General features: G+C 60.4%; 21 protein-coding genes, 4 tRNA genes and 1 pseudogene. 13 read left to right on the top strand and 13 right to left on the bottom strand.

Going from position 1 to position 22,583, the window contains the following annotated elements; genetic code table 11:
- Positions 1-39: 39 nt before the first annotated feature.
- The 4 genes from K9857_RS07060 to K9857_RS07075 form a co-directional block, all read right to left on the bottom strand.
- On the bottom strand, positions 40-1,377 hold the full coding sequence (locus K9857_RS07060; protein ID WP_224534175.1) for a sigma-54-dependent transcriptional regulator: 1,338 nt from the start codon (positions 1,375-1,377) through the stop codon (positions 40-42).
- Entirely contained in the window at positions 1,374-2,963 is a 1,590-nt protein-coding gene (locus K9857_RS07065) for a sensor histidine kinase (RefSeq protein WP_224534176.1), read from the bottom strand. Before K9857_RS07065 ends, K9857_RS07060 begins: the two co-directional genes overlap by 4 nt.
- Complete coding sequence (locus K9857_RS07070; RefSeq protein ID WP_224534177.1) at positions 2,953-3,186, bottom strand: PP0621 family protein; 234 nt, start codon at positions 3,184-3,186, stop codon at positions 2,953-2,955. The genes K9857_RS07065 and K9857_RS07070 overlap by 11 nt, the downstream gene beginning before the upstream one ends.
- Positions 3,187-3,322: 136 nt before the next feature.
- The gene (locus K9857_RS07075) at positions 3,323-4,345 is read right to left on the bottom strand and encodes an outer membrane protein assembly factor BamD (RefSeq protein ID WP_224534178.1); all 1,023 of its coding nucleotides are present in this window, start codon (positions 4,343-4,345) and stop codon (positions 3,323-3,325) included.
- Between the two features lie 151 nt (positions 4,346-4,496).
- Between K9857_RS07075 and rluD the strand changes: the two genes are divergently transcribed.
- From rluD to K9857_RS30505, 9 genes and pseudogenes are all read left to right on the top strand, one after another.
- On the top strand, positions 4,497-5,459 hold the full coding sequence (gene rluD, locus K9857_RS07080; RefSeq protein ID WP_224534179.1) for a 23S rRNA pseudouridine(1911/1915/1917) synthase RluD: 963 nt from the start codon (positions 4,497-4,499) through the stop codon (positions 5,457-5,459).
- Positions 5,456-6,181 carry a peptidoglycan editing factor PgeF gene (gene pgeF / locus K9857_RS07085; RefSeq protein ID WP_224534180.1) on the top strand — a complete coding sequence of 242 codons (726 nt, stop codon included), beginning with the start codon at positions 5,456-5,458 and terminating at the stop codon, positions 6,179-6,181. Before rluD ends, pgeF begins: the two co-directional genes overlap by 4 nt.
- 130 nt (positions 6,182-6,311) lie before the next feature.
- A complete protein-coding gene (clpB, locus tag K9857_RS07090) occupies positions 6,312-8,876 on the top strand; it encodes an ATP-dependent chaperone ClpB (RefSeq protein ID WP_224534181.1) in 2,565 nt (854 codons plus the stop codon).
- A 306-nt stretch (positions 8,877-9,182) separates the two neighbouring features.
- Positions 9,183-9,258: transfer RNA gene (locus K9857_RS07095), tRNA-Asn, on the top strand.
- 9 nt (positions 9,259-9,267) lie between these two features.
- Positions 9,268-9,344: transfer RNA gene (locus tag K9857_RS07100), tRNA-Pro, on the top strand.
- A 5-nt stretch (positions 9,345-9,349) separates the two neighbouring features.
- Positions 9,350-9,425 (top strand) — tRNA-Lys (locus K9857_RS07105).
- Between the two features lie 93 nt (positions 9,426-9,518).
- A tRNA-Pro gene (locus K9857_RS07110) sits at positions 9,519-9,595 on the top strand.
- Between the two features lie 139 nt (positions 9,596-9,734).
- Positions 9,735-10,505 (top strand): annotated as a pseudogene (locus K9857_RS30500) (MCP four helix bundle domain-containing protein); the annotation flags it as partial.
- A complete protein-coding gene (locus K9857_RS30505; RefSeq protein ID WP_411961549.1) occupies positions 10,497-11,360 on the top strand; it encodes a methyl-accepting chemotaxis protein in 864 nt (287 codons plus the stop codon). The pseudogene K9857_RS30500 and the gene K9857_RS30505, both read left to right, overlap by 9 nt.
- Before the next feature lie 264 nt (positions 11,361-11,624).
- On the opposite strand, the gene K9857_RS07120 is transcribed toward K9857_RS30505, so the two are convergent.
- Genes K9857_RS07120 through K9857_RS07135 form a run of 4 tightly spaced genes read right to left on the bottom strand, consistent with a single transcriptional unit; the run spans position 11,625 to position 14,359 of the window.
- Complete coding sequence (locus K9857_RS07120) at positions 11,625-12,923, bottom strand: NAD(P)/FAD-dependent oxidoreductase (protein ID WP_224534183.1); 1,299 nt, start codon at positions 12,921-12,923, stop codon at positions 11,625-11,627.
- A gap of 60 nt (positions 12,924-12,983) precedes the next feature.
- Complete coding sequence (locus K9857_RS07125; protein ID WP_008022453.1) at positions 12,984-13,157, bottom strand: DUF3094 domain-containing protein; 174 nt, start codon at positions 13,155-13,157, stop codon at positions 12,984-12,986.
- A 51-nt stretch (positions 13,158-13,208) separates the two neighbouring features.
- Positions 13,209-13,736: an MOSC domain-containing protein gene (locus K9857_RS07130; RefSeq protein ID WP_224534184.1), complete on the bottom strand. Its 528-nt coding sequence runs from the start codon at positions 13,734-13,736 to the stop codon at positions 13,209-13,211.
- Positions 13,733-14,359, bottom strand: coding sequence for a DUF1780 domain-containing protein (locus K9857_RS07135; RefSeq protein WP_007970534.1), 627 nt, complete (start codon positions 14,357-14,359; stop codon positions 13,733-13,735). The genes K9857_RS07130 and K9857_RS07135 overlap by 4 nt, the downstream gene beginning before the upstream one ends.
- Positions 14,360-14,567: 208 nt before the next feature.
- On the opposite strand from K9857_RS07135, the gene K9857_RS07140 reads away from it, so the two are divergent.
- The 3 genes from K9857_RS07140 to K9857_RS07150 are packed head-to-tail and all read left to right on the top strand — an operon-like array spanning position 14,568 to position 18,423.
- Positions 14,568-15,920 carry an aromatic acid/H+ symport family MFS transporter gene (locus tag K9857_RS07140; RefSeq protein WP_224534185.1) on the top strand — a complete coding sequence of 451 codons (1,353 nt, stop codon included), beginning with the start codon at positions 14,568-14,570 and terminating at the stop codon, positions 15,918-15,920.
- On the top strand, positions 15,917-17,137 hold the full coding sequence (locus tag K9857_RS07145) for a benzoate/H(+) symporter BenE family transporter (protein ID WP_224534186.1): 1,221 nt from the start codon (positions 15,917-15,919) through the stop codon (positions 17,135-17,137). The genes K9857_RS07140 and K9857_RS07145 overlap by 4 nt, the downstream gene beginning before the upstream one ends.
- 17 nt (positions 17,138-17,154) lie before the next feature.
- The gene (locus K9857_RS07150; protein ID WP_224534187.1) at positions 17,155-18,423 is read left to right on the top strand and encodes an OprD family porin; all 1,269 of its coding nucleotides are present in this window, start codon (positions 17,155-17,157) and stop codon (positions 18,421-18,423) included.
- Between the two features lie 8 nt (positions 18,424-18,431).
- Here K9857_RS07150 and K9857_RS07155 read toward each other — a convergent pair whose 3' ends face one another.
- Positions 18,432-18,674, bottom strand: a complete 243-nt coding sequence (locus tag K9857_RS07155) for a DUF2790 domain-containing protein (RefSeq protein ID WP_224534188.1) — start codon at positions 18,672-18,674, stop codon at positions 18,432-18,434.
- A 270-nt stretch (positions 18,675-18,944) separates the two neighbouring features.
- Here K9857_RS07155 and K9857_RS07160 point away from each other — a divergent pair, with 270 nt between their 5' ends.
- Positions 18,945-19,634, top strand: coding sequence for an energy-coupling factor ABC transporter permease (locus tag K9857_RS07160; protein WP_224534189.1), 690 nt, complete (start codon positions 18,945-18,947; stop codon positions 19,632-19,634).
- 37 nt (positions 19,635-19,671) lie between these two features.
- Here K9857_RS07160 and yacG read toward each other — a convergent pair whose 3' ends face one another.
- From yacG to K9857_RS07180, 4 genes are read right to left on the bottom strand one after another with little or no spacing between them, the layout of a single operon-like run.
- A complete protein-coding gene (gene yacG / locus K9857_RS07165; RefSeq protein WP_175378811.1) occupies positions 19,672-19,875 on the bottom strand; it encodes a DNA gyrase inhibitor YacG in 204 nt (67 codons plus the stop codon).
- Positions 19,872-20,495, bottom strand: a complete 624-nt coding sequence (gene coaE, locus K9857_RS07170) for a dephospho-CoA kinase (protein ID WP_224534190.1) — start codon at positions 20,493-20,495, stop codon at positions 19,872-19,874. The genes yacG and coaE overlap by 4 nt, the downstream gene beginning before the upstream one ends.
- A complete protein-coding gene (locus K9857_RS07175) occupies positions 20,492-21,364 on the bottom strand; it encodes a prepilin peptidase (protein ID WP_224534191.1) in 873 nt (290 codons plus the stop codon). The genes coaE and K9857_RS07175 overlap by 4 nt, the downstream gene beginning before the upstream one ends.
- A 1-nt stretch (position 21,365) precedes the next feature.
- Entirely contained in the window at positions 21,366-22,583 is a 1,218-nt protein-coding gene (locus tag K9857_RS07180) for a type II secretion system F family protein (RefSeq protein WP_224534192.1), read from the bottom strand.

Here is a 22,583-nt window from a genome sequence, read left to right on the forward strand (position 1 = left end):
CACCGTCTGTAGGAGCGAGGCTTGCCCGCGAAAGGGCCCTCAATCCAGGCCCAATTTCTTCAGCCGGTAGCGCATCGACCTGAATGAAAGATTCAACCGCTGTGCCGCCGCCGTGCGGTTCCAGCGCGTCTCTTCCAGCGCCTGGAGAATCAGCTGGCGTTCGACATTTTCCAGATACGCCTCCAGATTATCGATCTGCGTGAGGTCCGGCACCCCGGCCTCTGCGCTACTGTTGCCCTCGGCCAGGCGCAGGTCGCCGGCTTCGATCTGCTTGTTCTCGCACAGCGTATGCGCCCGCTCGAGCATGTTCTCCAGTTCCCGTACATTGCCCGGAAAACGATAGCTTTTCAGCGCATCGAGGGCCTGCGGATGAAGTTTTGCCAACGGTTCGCCAGTGTCTGAAGCCAGGCGCTTGAGCATGTGGTTGGCCAGCGGTTCGATGTCGTCGCGACGCTCGCGCAAGGGCGGCACCCGCAGCTCGATCACGTTCAGGCGATAGTACAAATCCTGACGGAAGCGCTCGGCCGCGACTTCGGCAGCGAGGTCCTTGTGGGTAGCGCACAGGATGCGCACATCGACCACCACCTCCTGCTGTCCGCCGACGCTGCGCACGGCTTTCTCCTGAATCGCCCGCAGCAGTTTGACCTGCATCGGCAGCGGCAAGTCGGCAACTTCATCGAGAAACAGGGTACCGCCATGGGCGGCCTGGAACAGCCCGGGTTTGTCCTCGATGGCGCCGCTGAAGCTGCCTTTGCGATGGCCGAAAAACTCGCTCTCCATCAGCTCCGACGGGATGGCGCCGCAGTTGACCGGAACGAAGGGCTGATTGGCCCGTGGTCCGCGATCATGGATCAGTCTTGCAACCAACTCCTTGCCACTGCCGGATTCGCCGCTGATGTATACCGGCGCCTGGCTGCGCGCCAGCTTGTCGATCTGTTTGCGCAGGTTGCGCATGGGCAGGGAATCGCCCAGCAGGCGCCGGTCGATGGCAATGCCGGGAGCGGGCAGGAGCAGGGCGCTGGTGACCAGTTCGCGCAATCGGGTGAGATCCACCGGTTTGGTCAGGAAGTCGAACGCGCCGGCCTTGAGGGCATTGATCGCGGTGTCGACACTACCGTAGGCGGTGATCATCGCCACTGGCACGTTGGGGTAGCGTTGCTGGATGTGCTGGACCAGCTCAAGCCCCGTGCCGTCTGGCAGGCGCATGTCGGTCAGGCACAGGTCGAAGGCCTCGCGCTTGAGCAGGGCCAGGGCCTCCGCAGCATTGCGAGCGCTGCAGGTATCGAGTTTCATCCGTCCCAGGGTGATTTCCAGGAGTTCGCGGATATCCGGTTCGTCGTCGACGATGAGGACTTTTTGCCGTGGGCTCGTGTTCAACTTTGTTTCCGTCCGTGAGCAAAGGTGATGCGAAAGCAGCCGCCGCCTTGGCGTGGTTTGAAGTCTAGGCGGGCCTGGTTGCTTTCGCACAGCTCACGGGACAGATAGAGCCCCAGTCCAGTGCCTTGATGACTGGTAGTGAAGAACGGCTCGAACAGTTGCGCCTGATGATCGGGGGCGACACCGGGGCCGTCGTCGAGGATTTCCAGGATGGGCAGCTGGCTTGCGGCATCGATGAACAACTCAAGCCAGACCTGGGCCACATCGTGGTCCTGGGCGCTGTGACGCCAGCCGTTGCGGATCAGGTTGTCGAGAATCTGGTTCAGCTGGTTCGGGTCCATCAGGGTCGTGAAGTCCCCGGCAGCGATGCGCAGATGAACCTGTTGGCGCTCGGTCGCACCCTCGCGGGTTTCTGTGACGAATTGTTCCAGCCACGGCTTCAGGTCCAGGCGTTGCGGGACGCTTTGCTGGCGGCGGGACAGTTGCAGGACGTTTTCGATAACCCGATTCATTCGCTGAGAGTGATCTTGAATAATCTGAGTCAGACGTTGATCGGCGCTGCTCAGTTCCTCAGATTCTCGCAATAACTGCGCGGCATGACTGATGGCGCCCAGCGGGTTGCGGATTTCATGGGCGATACCGGCGGTCAGGCGCCCGAGGGCGGCGAGCTTCAGCTGTTGGGCCTGTTGAGCGATCTGGGCGAGATCTTCGAGAAACACCAGGGTCTGGTGCTGGGGGCTCGGGTCCAGCGCAATGAAGCTGGGTTGCAATTCCACGCCGCTGCCGGCGATTTTCAGGCTCTGGGGGCGCAGCGTCGGGTTGCTCAACCACAGCTCCAGGCGTTCGACCAGCGCGGGGAAATGTTCATCGATCAGGCAGCCTTCCAGATGGGCGCTGCCGAGCAGGGATCGGGCGCTGTGGTTGGCCAGTTGCACGCGCCGCAGTTCGTCGAGCACCAGAATCCCGGTGCGCATCCGTTGCAGAATAAGCGCATTGAGCGCTTCCAGGCCGACCACTTCGCTGGCCTTCTGCTCGGCCAGGGTTTCACTGACTTCCAGGCGTCGGATCAGGCCTTGCACCAGCAAGGCCGCGGCAAAGCACAGGGCGCCGTGGGTGCCGACCTGCAAATAGTCATTGGGGCTGGGAGGGTGGCTGAAGCTCAGCAGGAAACTCGAACCGATGATGCCAAGTGCGCCGATGGCGGCAATCAACAGGCCGATGCGTCTTCGCAACAGGGTGTTGCTGATGGCCACCGAGACGATCAGCAGATTGCCAAGCGCGCTGGCCACGCCACCGCCGGCGTAGAACAGCACGCACAGCAGCAGGACATCGAGCAGCGCCAGGCCAAACAATTGCGCCGGATGCCGGGTGTTCTCGAAGAACACCACCAGCAGGATATTCAGCACCAGATACAGCCAGCTGCCATTGCGCAACAGTTGGTCGTTGGCCGAGGTCAGCAACTGGTTGTCCATGTTGCTGGAGATCAGCAGCACCAGAAGGATGCCGACGCTTAAACGGTAGAGGTGATAAAGGCGCAGCAGTCGCTGGGCCTGTTTGTTGCCTTGACTGGACGCCTCAGCGATCACTGGAACCCGGGCCTTGCTCCAGGTGGGCCTGGCTGCAATACCATTGTTGTTGGTAGCTGACGGCGCGATCGCGCGGCAGGTGCACGCCGCAGTTGGCGCAGCGGACCATCGGTGCCGCTTCCAGCTCGGCGGGGGACTTGGGTACTGCGGCCTGGCCCTTGTACTTGCGCCAGAACCATACGGCGGCGGCAATCACCGCGATCCAGAATAATAAACGAAGCATGATGAGCAGCTTTCTGACTGATGAACCGGCAGTTTAGCCAAGGTCATGACGGGCGCACAGCGCAAATGCGCATGTCAAAAAAGGCGCAATAAAAAAGGGAGACTCAAGTCTCCCTTTTTCATTACCGCCGGTGTTTTCAGTCGAACACGCCGAAGGTCATGTAGCTGAACCACGAACGGTCATCGTTGTTGCCTTCCGCTTCATGGTTTTCTTCTTCGATCACGTCACCATCGGCATCTTTAGGCTTGAGCTCGTTCGGGATCGCGTCTTTCGCGTCCTGGAACTGCTTCTGCACGTCCTGGTTGGCGCGGGTTTCTCCCGGCGGCAGCGGCGGGCGGGATTCGATCAGGCCCAGGGTGGCCTTGCTCAGCCACGAACGGTTGTCGGCTTCGTCGACCGTCGGCACGAATTGACCGTCCACCAGGGTCGGGTGGTTCGGGTAGTTGAGCTTCAGGGTTTCGAGGCTGGTGGCAGCCAGTTCGTCCAGGTGCAGACGCTGGTAGGACTCGGTCATCACCGCCAGGCCGTCACCGACCGATGGGGTTTCCTGGAAGTTTTCCACAACGTAGCGACCACGGTTAGCGGCAGCGACGTAGGCCTGACGGGTCAGGTAATAGTCGGCAACGTGAATTTCGTAGGCGGCCAGCAGGTTGCGCAGGTAGATCATGCGCTGCTTGGCGTCAGGTGCGTAACGGCTGTTCGGGAAGCGGCTGGTCAGCTGGGCGAACTCGTTATAGGAGTCGCGCGCGGCGCCCGGGTCACGCTTGGTCATGTCCAGCGGCAGGAAACGGGCCAGCAGGCCAACGTCCTGGTCGAACGAAGTCAGGCCCTTGAGGTAATAGGCGTAATCGACGTTCGGATGCTGCGGATGCAGACGGATGAAACGCTCGGCAGCGGCTTTGGCAGCCTCAGGCTCCGCATTCTTGTAGTTGGCGTAGATGAGTTCCAGCTGCGCCTGGTCAGCATAACGACCGAACGGATAACGCGACTCCAGAGCCTTCAGCTTGGCGGTAGCGCTGGTGTAGCTGTTGTTGTCCAGATCAGCCTGAGCCTGTTGGTACAACTCGACTTCACTAAGGTTCTCGTCTACGACTTCCTTCGATGAGCAAGCAGCGGTCAATGCGAGGATGGCGATCAGCAGCAGGTGTTTCACTTGCATAGCGGCTTGCGTCCCTATGACGGCCGCTGTCTTGGGCGTGGCCGTCCTGTTATGATGAGCGCCCCGTTGAATAGCCTCGGGGCAAAAGACGCCGTATTTAACCACAAGCGCGCAGCCGAAACCAAAGGCTGTGCCGACGCCCAGTCCGAGCATGTCCGATAAAATTGAACTTCGCGCAGAGGTGCCGTCCGATTTGGGCGGCCAACGCCTCGATCAAGTCGCCGCCCAACTCTTCGCTGAGCACTCTCGCTCGCGCCTTTCCGCCTGGATCAAAGAAGGTCGCCTGACTGTGGACGGTGCGGTCATCCGCCCGCGCGACATCGTGCATGGCGGCTCCATCCTCGAACTGACCGCCGAGCAGGAAGCCCAGGGCGAATGGGTCGCCCAGGACATCGAGCTGGACATCGTCTACGAAGACGACGACATCCTGGTGATCAACAAGCCTGCGGGCCTGGTGGTGCATCCGGCTGCCGGCCACGCTGATGGCACCTTGCTCAACGCCCTGCTGCACCATGTGCCGGACATCGTCAATGTGCCCCGCGCCGGTATCGTGCACCGTCTGGACAAGGACACCACCGGTCTGATGGTGGTGGCCAAGACCATTCAGGCGCAGACCAAGCTCGTCGCCCAATTGCAGAGTCGCAGTGTCAGCCGTATCTACGAATGCATCGTGATCGGTGTGGTGACTGCCGGCGGCAAGATCAACGCGCCGATCGGCCGCCATGGCCAGCAGCGCCAGCGCATGGCCGTGATGGAAGGCGGCAAGCCGGCCGTCAGCCATTACCGCGTGCTGGAGCGCTTCCGCTCGCACACTCATGTGCGGGTCAAGCTGGAAACCGGTCGTACGCACCAGATTCGCGTGCATATGGCGCACATCAACTTCCCGTTGGTCGGAGACCCGGCCTACGGCGGTCGTTTCCGCATTCCGCCAGCCGCCAACCCGACCATGGTCGAGTCGCTGAAACACTTCCCGCGTCAGGCCCTGCACGCGCGGTTCCTGGAGCTGGAGCACCCGACCACGGGGCAGCGCATGAGCTGGGAGTCGCCATTGCCGGAAGACTTCGTCTGGTTGCTGACCTTGCTCAAGCAAGACCGCGAGGCGTTTGTCGGATGAGTGACTGGCTGATTCCAGACTGGCCCGCGCCGGCCGGGGTCAAAGCCTGTGTCACCACCCGTGCGGGCGGCGTCAGTCTGGCGCCGTTCGACAGCCTCAATCTGGGCGATCATGTCGAAGACAGCCCCGAGGCTGTCGCCGAAAATCGCCGTCGACTCACCGATCACTTCTCCATGCAGCCGGCCTGGTTGAAGCAGGTTCACGGCATTGCCGTGGCGCATGCCGACCCCAGCCAGGTCGTCACTGCCGACGCCAACTGGACGTCGACCCCCGGCATCGCCTGCGCGGCGATGACCGCCGATTGCCTGCCAGCGTTGTTTTGCGACCGTGCCGGTACTCGCGTCGCAGCCGCTCATGCTGGCTGGCGCGGACTTGCGGCGGGTGTGCTGGAAGCGACGCTGGATGTAATGGCTGTCGCGCCCGAGGACGTACTGGTCTGGCTGGGTCCGGCCATCGGCCCGCAGGCCTTTGAAGTCGGTCCGGAAGTGCGCCAGGTCTTCATTGAACAATTGCCTGAAGCCGCCAAAGCTTTTGTACCCAGTGCAAATGCCGGCAAATTCATGGCTGACATCTATACGTTGGCCCGCTTGCGCCTGGCCGCCCGCGGCGTCACAGCCGTTTACGGTGGCGGATTCTGCACCGTGACCGATCCACGCTTTTTCTCTTACCGCCGTGCATCGCGCACCGGCAGGTTTGCCTCCCTGGTCTGGCTCGACCGCTAGACTTGCCTGACCTGCATCAACACTCCGACGCTTGAATCTTCCAGAATCGGCCACATCTAGTGTGGTATCTGGCAGGTTTCTTCATTCAGGATGTTCTATAGGTCCGGCCTGCTCAAAAGGAAGGTGACCCATGCGTATAGATCGTTTAACCAGTAAATTGCAGTTAGCTTTATCCGACGCCCAATCCCTGGCCGTCGGTCATGACCATCCCGCCATCGAGCCGGCGCATCTGATGCAGGCCCTGCTCGAACAACAGGGCGGCTCGATCAAGCCCCTGCTGATGCAGGTGGGCTTCGACGTCAACAGCCTGCGTAAAGAGCTGACCAAAGAGCTCGACCAGCTGCCGAAAATCCAGAATCCAACCGGCGACGTGAACATGTCGCAGGACTTGGCGCGTCTGCTCAACCAGGCCGATCGCCTGGCCCAGCAGAAGGGCGACCAGTTCATTTCCAGCGAGCTGGTGCTGCTCGCCGCCATGGACGAGAACAGCAAGCTCGGCAAATTGCTGCTGGGCCAGGGCGTGAGCAAGAAAGCCCTGGAGAACGCGATCAACAACCTGCGCGGTGGCGAGGCGGTCAATGACCCCAACCACGAAGAGGCGCGCCAGGCCCTGGATAAATACACCGTCGACCTGACCAAGCGTGCCGAGGACGGCAAGCTCGATCCGGTGATCGGTCGTGACGACGAAATTCGCCGCACCATTCAGGTCCTGCAGCGCCGTACCAAGAACAACCCGGTCCTGATCGGTGAGCCTGGCGTGGGTAAAACCGCCATCGCCGAAGGCCTGGCCCAGCGCATCATCAACGGCGAAGTGCCGGATGGCCTGCGGGGCAAGCGTCTGCTGTCCCTGGACATGGGCGCGCTGATTGCCGGTGCCAAGTACCGCGGCGAGTTCGAAGAGCGGCTAAAAGCGTTGCTCAACGAGCTCTCGAAGCAGGAAGGGCAAATCATCCTGTTCATCGACGAGCTGCACACCATGGTCGGCGCCGGTAAGGGCGAGGGTTCGATGGATGCGGGCAACATGCTCAAGCCGGCTCTGGCACGTGGCGAGCTGCATTGCGTCGGTGCGACCACGCTCAACGAGTACCGCCAATATATAGAGAAGGACGCGGCCCTTGAGCGGCGCTTCCAGAAGGTATTGGTGGATGAGCCGAGCGAGGAAGACACCATTGCCATCCTGCGTGGCCTCAAGGAGCGTTACGAGGTTCACCACAAGGTAGCGATCACCGACGGCGCGATCATCGCGGCGGCCAAGCTGAGCCATCGCTACATCACCGATCGTCAGTTGCCGGACAAGGCTATCGACCTGATCGACGAGGCGGCCAGCCGCATCCGCATGGAAATCGACTCCAAGCCGGAAGTGCTGGACCGTCTGGAACGCCGTCTGATTCAGCTGAAGGTGGAATCCCAGGCACTGAAGAAAGAAAGCGACGACGCGGCGAAGAAGCGTCTGGAAAAACTGCAGGAAGAAATCGCTCGGCATGAGCGTGAGTACTCGGATCTCGAGGAAATCTGGAACTCGGAAAAAGCCGAGGTACAGGGTTCTGCGCAGATCCAGCAGAAAATCGAACAGTCCCGGCAGGAACTGGAGGCAGCGCGCCGCAAAGGCGACCTGAACCGCATGGCCGAGTTGCAGTACGGGGTGATCCCGGACCTGGAGCGCAGCCTGCAAATGGTCGACCAGCATGGCAAGAGCGAAAATCAGTTGCTGCGCAGCAAGGTGACTGAAGAAGAGATCGCCGAAGTCGTGTCGAAGTGGACCGGTATTCCCGTGTCGAAGATGCTCGAAGGCGAGCGCGAAAAACTGATGAAGATGGAAAGCCTGTTGCACCAGCGTGTGATCGGCCAGGAAGAAGCGGTAGTCGCGGTTTCCAATGCGGTGCGGCGCTCCCGTGCCGGGCTGGCCGACCCGAATCGTCCGAGTGGCTCGTTCATGTTCCTCGGCCCGACCGGTGTCGGTAAAACCGAGCTGTGCAAGGCGCTGGCCGAGTTCCTCTTCGATACTGAAGAGGCGATGGTGCGTATCGACATGTCCGAGTTCATGGAGAAACATTCCGTGGCTCGTCTGATCGGTGCACCACCGGGATACGTGGGTTATGAAGAGGGCGGTTACCTGACCGAGGCTGTGCGTCGCAAGCCTTACTCTGTGATCCTGCTGGATGAGGTCGAGAAAGCGCATCCAGATGTGTTCAACGTCCTGCTGCAGGTGCTGGAAGACGGCCGTCTGACCGACAGCCATGGCCGCACGGTGGATTTCAAGAACACCGTGATCGTCATGACCTCCAACCTGGGATCGGCGCAGATCCAGGAACTGATCGATGACCGTGAGGCCCAGCGTGCGGCGGTGATGGATGCGATTTCCTCGCACTTCCGTCCGGAGTTCATCAACCGGGTCGACGAAGTGGTGATCTTCGAGCCATTGGCACGGGATCAGATCGCCGGTATCACCGAGATCCAGTTGAGCCGTCTGCGCAGCCGTCTCACCGAGCGCGAGCTGAAGCTGGAGTTGAGCCCCGAAGCGATGGATAAGCTGATCGCGGTAGGGTACGACCCGGTGTATGGCGCACGGCCGCTGAAACGCGCGATCCAGCGCTGGATCGAGAACCCGCTGGCGCAGTTGATCCTCTCCGGTCGCTTCATGCCGGGAGACACGGCGAAGGGCACCGTGGAGAACGACGAAATCGTTTTCAACTGAGCCAAAACGGCGGTACAAAAAAAAAGGCCTCGCATTGCGAGGCCTTTTTTTCATTAGGTTGTTGAAGTTAAAGGAAAAGGCTTGTAAAGTGCGCCCCGCAGTAAGTCACCCGCCAGGGTTTCCGCTCACTGAGTAGAAATCTGAAATAAGTTGCAAATCATTAACTTGAAAGCAATTTAGGGGGTTGACAGAGGTGCTTAAGATTGTAGAATAGCGCGCCTCAGACACACGAACGCAGCGATGCGAACGAGTTGAAGAGAACGCTGTAAAGCACCAACGTTGTAGATGTAAATTGAAATGTGTAGTTCCGTGATAGCTCAGTCGGTAGAGCAAATGACTGTTAATCATTGGGTCCCAGGTTCGAGTCCTGGTCACGGAGCCAATTTCAAGCCGGGGTATAGCGCAGTCCGGTAGCGCGCCTGCTTTGGGAGCAGGATGTCAGGAGTTCGAATCCCCTTACCCCGACCATTTTTGGGTCGTTAGCTCAGTTGGTAGAGCAGTTGGCTTTTAACCAATTGGTCGTAGGTTCGAATCCCACACGACCCACCATTTTTGAGACCAGTTCGCTGGAATCGAATCTTAAGATCAGACGCCAAAAGCTCTGTTCGCAGAAGGCGCCTTTTAAAGGTGCCTTTTTTTTACCGGGGTATAGCGCAGTCCGGTAGCGCGCCTGCTTTGGGAGCAGGATGTCAGGAGTTCGAATCCCCTTACCCCGACCATATTAAAAATCCTCGTATCGAAAGATACGGGGATTTTTTTGCCTGCAAAAAAGCACTTCAAGTCATCGTACAACTTGCCGATAACGAGCTGTCGGGGTTCAGCCCTTCACTCAAGCCAATAAAAACAAAGGCGCTCGTTATGTTTCTTCGTCAGTTGAATATTGCCCCCCGTGCCGCACTGGGGTTTGCCTTGATCGCATTGCTCGTCGCACTGCTCGGGATTTTTGCCCTGGGACAAATGTCGAGCATCCGCGAAAGCGAGGTGGCGGTGGAGAAACAATGGCTGCCGAGCATTCGCGGCGGTGACGAGATCCGCGAAATCATGCTGCGCATCCGCACCATTTCCCTGCGCATGGCCCTGGACCAGGACCCAAAGAACATCGCGCAATACCGCAGCCAGATGGATACCCGGGACAAGGAGCTGAGCGAGAAAATCGCCGCCTACGACAAGCTGGTGACCTCGCCCGAAGGCAGGGCACTGTATGACCAGTTCAAAAGTACCTTCACCGCTTACCGCGCCGGCATTGCCCAGTCCTTCACGCTGGCTGAACAGGGGCGTCGCGACGAGCTGACCAAACTGTTGCTGGTCGATATGAAAACCGTGGTCGACGGCTCGGGCAAGCAACTCAGTGACCTGGCGGAACTCTTCACCCGTCAAGTTGCGGCCGAAAGCGAAAAATCCCGGGATCACTACGACACCTCGCGCACGATCGTCAGCCTGTTTATCGGCCTTGCGGCCCTGGCGACAGTCGCCCTGGCCTTGTTGCTGACCCGCAGCATCGTGCGCCCGCTGAGCGAAGCTGTGATCGCCGCAGAGCATGTGGCTCAAGGCGATCTGACTCGTCCGATCGAAACCCGGGGTAATGACGAAGTCAGTCGCTTGCTCAAGGCATTGGCCACCATGCAGCAGAACCTGCGGGAAACCTTGCAGGGCATCAGCCGTTCCGCGACTCAGTTGACCACCGCCGCTGACGAGCTGAACGCTGTGACCCTCGACAGCACTCAGGGCCTGCAACAGCAGAACAACGAAATCGAGCAGGCGGCGACCGCCGTGAATGAAATGACCAGCGCAGTGGAAGAAGTCGCGCGCAATGCGGTGTCCACCTCCGATGCCACTCGTCAGTCCAGCGAATCGGCGCAAATGGGGCAGGAGCGGGTCAGTGAGACGGCCAGTGCCATCAGTTCGCTGTCCGACGATGTGCAGAGCACCAGCGAGTTGGTGCAGTCCCTGGCCAATCAGTCTCAGGATATCGGCAAGGTATTGGATGTGATTCGTGCGATCGCCGAACAGACCAACCTGTTGGCACTGAACGCGGCCATCGAGGCGGCGCGGGCGGGGGAGAGCGGTCGCGGATTCGCGGTAGTGGCCGATGAAGTGCGGGCGCTGGCTTATCGCACGCAGCAGTCGACCCAGGAAATCGAGCAAATGGTGCAGGGCATGCGCAGCGGTTCGAGCCTGGCCCTGGATGCCATGAATGCCAGCGCGACTCGTGCTGCCAGCACCCTGGTTCTCGCTGAACGCGCAGGCCAGGCGCTGCAAACCATCACTGCTTCGGTGCACCAGATTCACGAGCGCAACCTGGTCATCGCCAGCGCGGCGGAAGAGCAGGCGCAAGTGGCGCGGGAGGTCGATCGCAACCTGGTGAACATTCGTGACTTGTCGGTGCGCTCGGCAGCCGGCGCGGATCAGACCAGTGCTTCAAGCCATGAGCTGTCGCAACTGGCCAATGCACTGCAGGGGATGGTGCGGCGTTTCCGAGTGTAAGCGCTGCTGAAAAAAACTGTGGGAGAAAAACCTGTGGGAGCGAGCCTGCTCGCGATAGCGTTCTACCAGTCGACATTGATGCCGCCTGATATGCCGTCATCGCGGGCAAGCCGCGCTCCCACAGAGTTTGTGTCGTAACCCGAAATTGCAGTCGACGCAAAACCTGTGGGAGCGTGGCTTGCCCGCGAAAGCGTTGGACCAGACACTCTGATGTTGGCTGATACTCCGCTTTCGCGAGCAAGCCCGCTCCCACACTGGACCGTGTCAGTGCAGCTTGAGCCTCGGCTCAGTCCCCCGCCCGATCTTGCTGCCCAGCATCAGCATGGCCGTGCGGAACCATCCGTACAGCGCCATCTGGTGCATGCGGTACAGCGACACGTAGAACATCCGCGCCAGCCACCCTTCCAGCATCACGCTACCGGTCAGGTTGCCCATCAAGTTACCCACAGCGGAAAAACGCGACAGCGAAATCAGCGAGCCGTAGTCGGTGTACTTGTACTCGGGCAGCGCCTTGCCTTCGATGCGCAGCTTCAGAGACTTGGCCAGCAGCGACGCTTGTTGATGCGCAGCCTGGGCGCGCGGCGGTACGTTGCGGTCGCTGCCCGGTTGCGGGCAGGCGGCGCAGTCACCGAAGGCGAAGATGTTCTCGTCGCGGGTGGTTTGCAGGGTCGGCAGCACTTGCAGCTGGTTGATGCGGTTGGTTTCCAGGCCGTCGATGTCCTTGAGGAAACCCGGAGCGCGAATGCCTGCCGCCCAGACTTTCAGGCCGGCATTGATGGTCTTGCCGTCGGCAGTAATCAGGGCGTCGGCCGTGACTTCGCTGACCGCGGCATTGGTCATCACGTTGACCCCGAGCTTTTCCAGGGTTTTATGCACTGGCCCGCCGATGCGCTCCGGCAGTGCCGGCAGCACCCGAGGACCGGCTTCGATCAGGGTGATGTGCATGTTTTCCGGCTTGATCCGGTCCAGGCCATAGGCTGCCAGTTCGTGGGCAGCGTTGTGCAACTCTGCGGCCAGTTCGACCCCGGTGGCACCGGCGCCGACGATGGCCACGCTGATCTGCTCGTCCTGAACGTTTTGCCCGGCGTGGGCGCGCAGGTAGTGGTTGAGCAATTGCTGGTGGAAGCGTTCGGCCTGTTTGCGGGTGTCGAGGAACAGGCAGTGCTGCGCCGCACCCTGAGTGCCGAAATCGTTGGTGGTGCTGCCGACGGAAATCACCAGGGTGTCGTAAGGCACTTCCCGCGCAGGCACCAGCTCCAGGCCGGCTTCGTCATAGGTGGCGGCCAGCTGGATTTTTTTCTGCGCGCGATCGAGCCCGCTCATGCGCCCCAGCTGGAACTCGAAATGGTTCCATTTCGCCTGGGCAACATAGTTGAGTTCGTCTTCGGAGGAGTTCAGGGAACCGGCGGCCACTTCGTGCAGCAGCGGTTTCCAGATGTGGGTCAGGTTCGCGTCGACCAGCATCACGCTGGCCGTGCCGCGCTTGCCCAGAGTCTTACCCAGACGGGTAGCCAACTCCAGACCGCCGGCGCCGCCGCCGACGATAACGATACGATGGGACATGGGGATAACTCGCAAGGCTAAAAGAAATCGGTGCGGTTACCCGAGCGAGCGCAAGGCAGCTCATAGCGTCAGGTAACTGATAAATCGGCTCAACAGGCCAAGGCCAATGGTCACTGCCAATACCAGCACAAGGAGCATCCACGGCCGGAATGGTCGGCGCTCGACTTGGTGCTGGGACAACTGCAGGTACTCTTCGACATGCTTTTGGTCATCGGGGTTCAGGCGGCTGGTCATAAAGGCCTCGTCAGGTAGACGTTGCTGAATGTGTAGAAGCTACAGGCAGATTCAATGAGCGATGAACGGAGCATAGCCGGTGTCCGGAATGGGCTCGACGCTCACCTTGTCGTCCAGGCGAATGATTCCACTTTGTAACACTCGGGCAGTGATTCCGCCATGTCCGCGCACCGCCTGAAATGTCCCGGGCCCGAGATTGCTCTGAAGGCGCGCGCACGGCTGACACCAGCCGGTGGTTTCAAAGATCGCCTGGCCGATGCGAAAACGCCGGCCCTTGAGGCTGAACAGGTTGATACCGCTGATAACGAGATTGCGCCGTAAATCTTCAGGCAGCACCGGTCTGTCATCAGGGCGTCCCATGAGCGAACTGATCACGGCCAGGTGTTCCCACTGAATCAAAGTCACCTGTCGCGCGTTGCGCACCCCGGGCTTGGCGCGATCACCGGTAAGTCCGGCCTCCAGTCGCGCTTCGACTGCATCGAGTTCGATCATCGGGGCGTGACGTTCAGGGCGTACACCGATCCATCGAACGCGACCGATTTGCGGGACTTCGGCAATTAGCTCCTGCAATGGACTCACAGACTGATCCCGACATCGAACACGATGCTTCGTCCCAGGTTGCTACGCAGAAAGTCCGGTGCATCGGGATGCGCGAACAGCACGCGAGCAAAGGTAGGTCCCACCAGCGACAGCGAGCGCCAACCCTGGCGCAGGTACTCGGTGGGCGGTGGAAAGTGGCTGTTGAGGTCCAGCACTTCGCGCTTGAGGCTGGCGAAGGCAATGATGTCCAGCTCCCCCAGATCCATGCCGCGTTCCTTGTAGTTGTGCGCTTTTTTGCGCAAGGTCGGCGCCAGTCGCAGCAGAAACTCGTTGGCCGGGATGCGCCGGGGCTTGGCTTCCCGGCGCACCAATTGGCTCAAGGAAAACGCACTGCGTCGACGTTGCAACTCATCGCGCCATTCATCGTTGAGGCGCCGTCCTTCGTCGAGGACGAAGAACACCTCGAAACTGGCATCACGAAACAGCACGTCCGGCGGCTCCCCGGCCGGGGCGAATTCGTCGGCGCGATAAGGAATGTTCAAGCCTTGCAGCAGGCGCTGGCAGACCCAACGCTCACGCTCCCATTTGCGGGCATTGGACAGGAAAGCGTTGGCCTGCTCGGCCGCAATGGTCAGCAGGCGTAAGTAATCTGAGTCATCCATAGGCCCAAGCTTAGCGCTCAAATGTGATCGCAAAGAAAACAGTTTGCCTCGCCAGTGCAATTCCTCGCTCGATATCCCCCTCTGCACAAAACGGATAACGATCTGCGCAACGCGGATATTGAGTCGCTTGCGGCATCTCTAGCATCGGCGGTACGGACGTTCGCCGTCTTACCGACGATCTGAAAAACAACAACAAGAGATAAATGCCATGCGCAAGATCGATGTACACAAGGTTATCGACAAGGCTCGATTCAACCGCTTTCACTGGATGGTGCTGTTCTGGTGTGCCCTGATCATCATCTTCGACGGTTACGATCTGGTGATCTACGGCGTGGTCCTGCCGATGTTGATGAAGGAGTGGGGGCTCAGTCCTCTGCAAGCCGGGGCACTGGGCAGTTACGCGTTGTTCGGCATGATGTTCGGTGCGCTGTTCTTCGGGCCGCTGTCGGACCGGATCGGCCGGAAAAAAGCCATCACCATCTGCGTGATCCTCTTCAGCGGTTTCACCGTGCTCAACGGTTTTGCCAGAAACCCCACGGAATTCGGACTCTGTCGTTTCATCGCCGGGTTGGGCATCGGTGGCGTGATGCCGAACGTCGTGGCGCTGATGAACGAATACGCACCTAAGAAAATTCGCAGCACCCTGGTGGCAATCATGTTCAGCGGATATTCGGTGGGCGGCATGCTGTCCGCCGGGCTGGGCATCGTGCTGATTCCGAGCTTCGGCTGGCAGTCGGTGTTTTACGTGGCGGTCCTTCCGTTGTTGTTGCTGCCGCTGATCATGTACTTCCTGCCCGAGTCGGTGGGCTTCATGCTGCGCCAGGGGCGTCATGAAGAAGCGCGCAACGTACTGCAACGCATTGAGCCGTCCTACGCCGCGAAAGCCGACGATCAACTGCACATGAGCGAAGTGAAGGGCACCGGCACACCGGTGTTGCAGCTGTTCCGCGAGGGCCGGGCACTGCGCACGCTGATGCTGTGGCTGGCGTTCTTCTGCTGTCTGTTGATGGTGTACGCCCTGAGTTCCTGGCTGCCGAAGCTGATGGCCAATGCCGGCTATAGCCTGGGTTCGAGCTTGTCATTCCTGCTGGTGCTGAACTTCGGCGCGATTTTCGGCGCGGTGGGCGGCGGTGTGCTGGGTGACAAACTCAACCTGCCGCGAGTGTTGGCTGTGTTCTTCGCGGTGGGCGCCGTCTCGATCACCTTGCTCGGCTTCAACAGCCCGATGCCGGTGCTGTACCTGCTGATCGCGATTGCCGGCGCCACCACCATCGGTTCGCAGATTCTGCTGTATGCCTGCGCCGCGCAGTTCTACTCCATGACCATCCGTTCCACCGGCCTTGGCTGGGCCTCGGGCATCGGGCGCAACGGGGCCATCGTTGGTCCGTTGCTAGGTGGTGCCTTGCTCGGGATCAGCCTGCCGCTGCAACTGAACTTCATGGCCTTCGCCTTGCCGGGTGCGGTTGCCGCCATCGCCATGACCGTGTTCGCCGTCAGCAGTCGACGTAGCGTCCGGCAATCGCTGGCGGCGCCTCAAAGCGCGGTTGGCGAGGTGTCATGAACAAGTTGCTCCGGGATTTTTCCCTGTCGGCAGCCGTGGCGGGATTCATCGCCACGGTGATTTCCTACGCCGGTCCCCTGGTGATCATTTTCCAGGCTGCCGATGCCGCCCATCTGTCGCGGGAGGTGTTGTCGTCCTGGGTTTGGGCGATTTCCATCGGCAGTGCGGTGCTGGGGATCGGTCTGAGTCTGCGCTACCGGGTGCCGGTGATCATCGCCTGGTCCGCGCCGGGCTCGGCGCTGCTGGTGGCGCTGCTGCCGGGGATTTCCATGTCCGAAGCAGTGGGCGCCTACCTGATCAGCAGCCTGATCGTGTTTCTGGTGGGAATTTCCGGAGCGTTCGACCGAATCATCGGCAAGCTGCCGGCAGCGGTTGCGGCCGCGATGCTGGCGGGGATTCTGTTCAGCTTCGGCACCGGGCTGTTCGTCTCGCTGCAGAGCAAACCGGCCCTGGTGCTGGCGATGTTTGCCACCTACCTGATCTGTAAACGGCTGGTGCCGCGCTATGCGGTGCTGATGGTCCTGCTGGTGGGATGTTCGATGGCGTTGCTCGCCGGCGATCTGCACCGCGAGGCGCTGGTCATCGGTTTTGCCACGCCGGTGTGGATCACGCCAGCATTCAGCCTGAGCGCGACGCTGAATATCGCGCTGCCGCTGGTGATGGTGGCGCTGACCGGTCAGTTCGTTCCCGGCATGGCAGTGTTACGCGCCAGCGGCTACGGCACGCCCTCCGGGCCGATCATCGCCAGCAGTGCCTTGGGCACTGCGCTGTTGGCGCCGTTCGGTTGCCATGGGCTGAACCTGGCGGCGATCACCGCAGCCATCTGCACCGGCCGCGAGGCCCATGAAGATCCCGGCAAGCGTTATGTGGCCGGGGTCGTGGGCGGCCTGTGCTACCTGGTGCTGGGCATCTTCGGCGCGACGCTGGTTTCACTGTTCTCGGCGTTTCCCAAAGAGCTGATTGCGGCCCTGGCCGGACTGGCACTGTTCGCCGCGATTGCCGGCGCACTGACCGGTGCGATGGCCGTGCCGAGTGATCGCGAAGCCGCACTGGTGACCTTCCTGACCACGGCCTCGGGCATGTCGTTGTTGGGGCTGTCCGCGGCTTTCTGGGGGCTGATTTTCGGCATGGTCACTCACCTGATATTGAGCGCCCGTCGTCCCGCCACCCGCAGCCAGAGCGCTGCACAAAAACAAGCTGTTCCTGTCGATCAATAAAAATAAGAGACAAAACGATGAAACAGATTTTTCCAGCAACCGGTTCCGTGTTGTCCCTGGCTGTCGCCTCGAGTTTTTCCACCGGCGCGATAGCCGCCGAAAAAGGCTTCATCGAAGACACCACCGCCACCTTGCAAGCGCGCAATTACTACTTCAGCCGGGACTACTCCGACATCGTCGGGACAAACCCGCAATCGAAGGCCGAAGAGTGGGCGCAGGGTTTCATCCTCAACGTCAAATCGGGTTACACCCAGGGCACCGTCGGTTTCGGCGTGGACGTGATCGGCCTGCTCGGGCTCAGGCTCGACAGCAGTCCGGATCGGGTCAACACCGGCTTGCTGCCGGTGGGCGATGACGGGCGTGCGCCGAGCAACTACAGCCGTCTGGAGGGCGCATTGAAAATGCGTTTCTCGAAAACCGAACTGAAAGCGGGGGAGCTGCAACCCAACCTGCCGGTGCTGGTGTTCAGCGATATTCGTCTGCTGCCGCCGAGTTACCAGGGAGCGAGCATCACCTCGAACGAGATCGCTGGCCTGACCCTGCAGGCCGGCCACCTGAGTTCAACCAGCCTGCGCAACGAGGCGGGGGATGAAAAAATGCAGGCCATGCTCGGCCATGTGCCGCAGCGTCAGGTCAGCAGCGACGGCTTCAATTTTGCCGGGGCCGATTACGCCTTCAATGAGAAACGCACTTCAGTGAGCGCCTGGTACGGGCAGATGGAAGATATCTACAACCAGCGCTTTCTCGGCCTCAAGCACAGCGAGCCAATGGGCGACTGGGTTCTGGGCGCCAACCTCGGCTACTTCGATTCCCGAGAAGACGGCAAGAAGCTGTTGGGCAATATCGACAATCAGGCGTTTTTCTCTCTGCTGTCGGCCAAGCGCGGCGGTCACACGTTCTATGTCGGCTATCAGGCGATGTATGGCGACACGGCGTTCCCGCGGGTCTTTGCCAACATCTCGCCGCTGGGCAACGAGGTGCCGACCTACGAGTTCGCCTTCACTGATGAGCGTTCATGGCAGGCGCGTTATGACTACGACTTCGCCGCCCTCGGCGTACCCGGCCTGACCAGTACCGTGCGTTACATCTCGGGCAACAACGTCGACACCGGCAAGGGCTTTGAGGGCAAGGATCGCGAGCGCGATCTGGATATTGGCTATGTCCTGCAGAGCGGCAGCCTCAAGGGCCTCGGCATCCGTGTGCGCAATGCCATGGCGCGCTCCAACTACCGCAGTGATATCGATGAGAACCGCTTGATCCTGAGCTACACCTGGACGCTGCTATGAGCGACTGATCACAGGTTGCTGGTGCAGTTGCCCATGACCTCGTAGGTCACGCGATGGGTCTGGCCCTGATGGTCCACATACACCATGGTCGCCGGCACCACGCCGCAGGCTGTCGCGGTATCCGATACGGAAACCACCTTGGCAATGTCCAGCGGTTGCGCGGGATTGTAAGGGACGGCCGAAGGCAGGTTGTCGGCGGCCATGGCCGTGGTGGCGATGAGGGTCAGAAACAGGCTGGTCAATGTTTTCATTTTTCTGCATTCCGGGTTGATCCTGATGTCTGAATTTTTAGGCATCGGCCTTGCGCGATAAAGATGGCTGGATCTGATTCAGTCTTGCGAAATACGTAACAATCAGCGCGCACTCCCCTGTAGGAGCGAGCACGCTCGCGATGGACGTCAACGATGATGCGGGCTGCCTGACACCCAGCGGTGTTCGGGCCTCCATCGCGAGCGTGCTCGCTCCTACAGGGGTTGTGGGTGCGGTGTAGACTGGGATCTCTTCCAGGGAGTGAGCCGCGCATGATCGGCGTCGAGTTGCTGTCACCCGAAACCCTCGCGCTGGGTTGGCTGATCTACGTACCGGTGCTGATCTGGGCGATCTGTCGCGCATCCTGGGTCGAGCTGTTCACTGACAGCCGTCGTCAGCATCTGGTGCTCGGCACGGTGTTCGCGCTGTTTCTGCTGTGGCTGGTGCGGCGGGATTTCGATACCGGCGTGTCTTATCACTTCATCGGCATGACGGCGGTAACGCTGCTGCTCGACTGGCCGCTGGCGATCGTTGGTGGGCTCATCGCGCAAACGGGACTGGTGCTGCTGGGGCGTCAGGACCTGACGGCGATGGGAGTCAATGGCGCACTGTTCATTCTGCTGCCGGTGCTGGTCACCGAGTGCTGTGCGATCGTGGTCGAGCGTGCGCAGCCGCGCAATCTCTTCGTATATATCTTCGTTTCCGGTTTCTTCGCCGCGGCGTTGTCGGCGTTGCTGTGCCTGTTGCTGGCGCTGACGGTGCTGTGGTTCGACGAGCGTTTTGCGATGCCGTACTGGCTCGAGGATTTCATCGGCTATTTATGGCTGATCATTTTTCCCGAGGCGTTCATCAACGGCATGGTGGTCAGCGCGCTGGTGGTGTTCTGCCCGGAATGGCTGGAGACCTTCAATCGTACGCGCTATCTGTCGGCGCCGTGGAAAGACGACGATCCCGGGTCCTGAGTCTGTTCAGGCCCGGGATCGGCAGGTGTTCCCGATATCAGTGATGGCGAGGTTCGAAGTCGCCACTGAACATTTCGTCTTCGGCATCCGGGGCCACCGGAATCTTGTGCTCTTCCGAAGCCCAGGCGCCCAGGTCGATCAGCTTGCAGCGGTCGGAGCAGAAGGGCCTGAACAGGCTTTCGGGGCTCCATTCCACAGGGGCGCCGCAGGTCGGGCATTCGACGGTTGGGTACTGGCTCATGACTGGCCTCCAGGCAAAGTAAGGTAAAAGTGATGCAGGCGTTCGACCTCGCTGCGCAGCCAGGCGAGGTCGCGGTCGTTGACCACCACATCGTTGGCATGACTCACGCGATCCTGGCGACTGGACTGGACCTTGAGGATCGCCTGGACCTGCTCTTCGCTGGTCTGGTCCCGCTGCAAGGTGCGTTCGATCTGCAGCTGTTCCGGGGCATCGATCACCAGCACCCGCTGGGTCATGGCGTACTGGCCGGACTCGATCAGCAGCGGTGAAACCAGAATGGCGTAAGGTGATTCTGCCAGTGCCAGGTGATGAGCGATTTCTTCGGCGATCAACGGATGCAGCAAGGCTTCGAGCCAGCGACGCTCATCCGCTACTTCGAAGATCAGTTTACGCAGGGCCGCGCGATCCAGCTGACCGTCGGCCTGCAACACGCCGGGGCCGAAGTGTTCGGCGATTTTCGCCAGCGCCGGACGGCCCGGCTCCACGACCCAGCGCGCGGCATGATCGGCATCGACCACGTGTACGCCCAGGTCGATGAAATGCTGGGCAGCAGCGCTTTTGCCGCTGCCGATGCCGCCGGTGAGGCCGAGAATCCAGGGTTTTTGCGCAGGGGTATTCATTTCAAACCGACAAACTGCCAATAGAAGTCGGTTATTTGACCACCCCAGAGCATGGCAATCCAGCCGGCAATTGCCAGATAGGGGCCGAAGGGGATGGGCGTGGAGGTTTTTGCCTTGCTCAGGCGCAGGTAAATCACGCCGATGATTGCTCCGACGAAGGACGCCAGCAGGATGGTCAGCGGCAGAATCTGCCAGCCACCCCAGGCTCCGAACATTGCCAGCAGCTTGAAGTCGCCATGACCCATGCCGTCCTTGCCGGTGATCAGCTTGAACACCCAGAACACCGACCAGAGCAACAGATAGCCGGCAATGGCTCCCCACAATGCGTCGTGCAGCGAGACGAACAGTTCGAGGCTGTTGACGATCAGACCCATCCACAGCAGCGGTAACACCAACACGTCCGGCAGCAGTTGATGGTCGGCATCGATCTGGCTCATCGCCAACAGACCCCAGGTCAGCAGCAGCGCCATGGCGGCTTGCCAGCCGAATCCGAAATGCCAGGCAACGAACGCCGACAACAGGCCGCAGGCGAGTTCCGTGAGTGGGTAGCGTTTGCTGATGGGGGTCGCGCAGGCGGAACAGCGTCCGCGCAGAAACAGAAAGCTGATGACGGGAATGTTTTCCCAGGCGCGGATGCGGTGTTCACAGCGCGGGCACTGGGAGTGTGGCAGCAGCAGATTGTAGGTGGGCTGCAGTGTTTCGTCGGGCATCCCGAGTATCTCGTGCGCCTGCATGCGCCATTCGCGTTCGAGCATCTTCGGCAGGCGCCAGATCACCACGTTGAGAAAGCTGCCGACCAGCAGCCCCACCAGCCCGGCAATCGCCACGAATGCCAGTGGGTAGAGCGTCATGATTTCGTTCAAGGGCATGTCAGATCGCTGATCCGAGTTGGAATATGGGCAGGTACATCGCAACCACCAGGCCGCCGACGATAACACCCAACACCACCATGATGAACGGTTCCATGAGACTGGTGAGACTGTCGACCATATTGTCGACCTCGTCTTCGTAGAAGCCCGCGACCTTGTCCAGCATGTCGTCCAGCGCACCGGACTCTTCGCCAATGGCGGTCATCTGGATCGCCATGGTCGGAAAAATGCCGGAGGAACGCATGGAGAAATTCAATTGCATGCCGGTGGAAACGTCCTGCTTGATCCGCAGCACCGCACGCTTGAAGACCACATTACCGGCGGCACCAGCCACGGAATCCAGGGCTTCGACCAGAGGTACGCCAGCGGCGAAAGTAGTCGAGAGGGTGCGGGCAAAACGAGCCACGGCGGATTTGTACAACAGGGTGCCTACCAGAGGCACTTTCAGCAGCCAGGCATCCATTCGGTCACGAAAGCCCTGGGAGGTCTTGAGTGCGTGACGAACCGCAAAAATCGCCGCGATCAACCCGCCCAGCATCATCCACCACCATTCCTGCATGAACCGCGACAGTCCGATGACCATCACGGTGAATGCCGGCAGCTCGGCGCCAAAGCCTTCGAACACCGACTGGAATTGCGGCACTACCTTGACCAGCAGAATCCCGGTCACGATGGCGGCGACGAAGATCACTGCCAGCGGGTAGGTCATGGCTTTCTTGATCTTGGCCTTGAGGCTTTCGCTTTTTTCCTTGTAGGTCGCCACTCGTTCCAGCAGCGTATCCAAAGCACCGGCCTGCTCGCCGGCATCCACCAGATTGCAGTACAGCTCATCGAAGTATTTGGGCTTTTTGCGCAGGGCCGCGGCGAAGCTGTTACCGGCCGCGACCTCCTGTTTGACCTCATCCACCAGCGCGCGCATGGCCGGGTTTTCAAAGCCCTCGCCGATGATGTCGAAGGACTGCAACAACGGCACGCCGGCCTTCATCATGGTCGCCATCTGCCGGGTAAACAGGGCGATGTCCTTGGCCTTGATGCCTTTGCCCAGACGGAGCAATGAGGGCGATTTCTTGCGGACTCTGCCCGGGTTGATGCCTTGCTTGCGCAGTTGCGCCTTGACCAGCGCAGGGTTCACGCCGCTCAACTCGCCAGTGATTTTGGTGCCTTTGCGGTCGGTGCCTTCCCAGAGATAGGTGCTGACTTTTGCTGCTTTGACCGCCAT

It is taken from the genome of Pseudomonas sp. REP124 (genome assembly GCF_020164475.1).
GTDB lineage: Bacteria > Pseudomonadota > Gammaproteobacteria > Pseudomonadales > Pseudomonadaceae > Aquipseudomonas.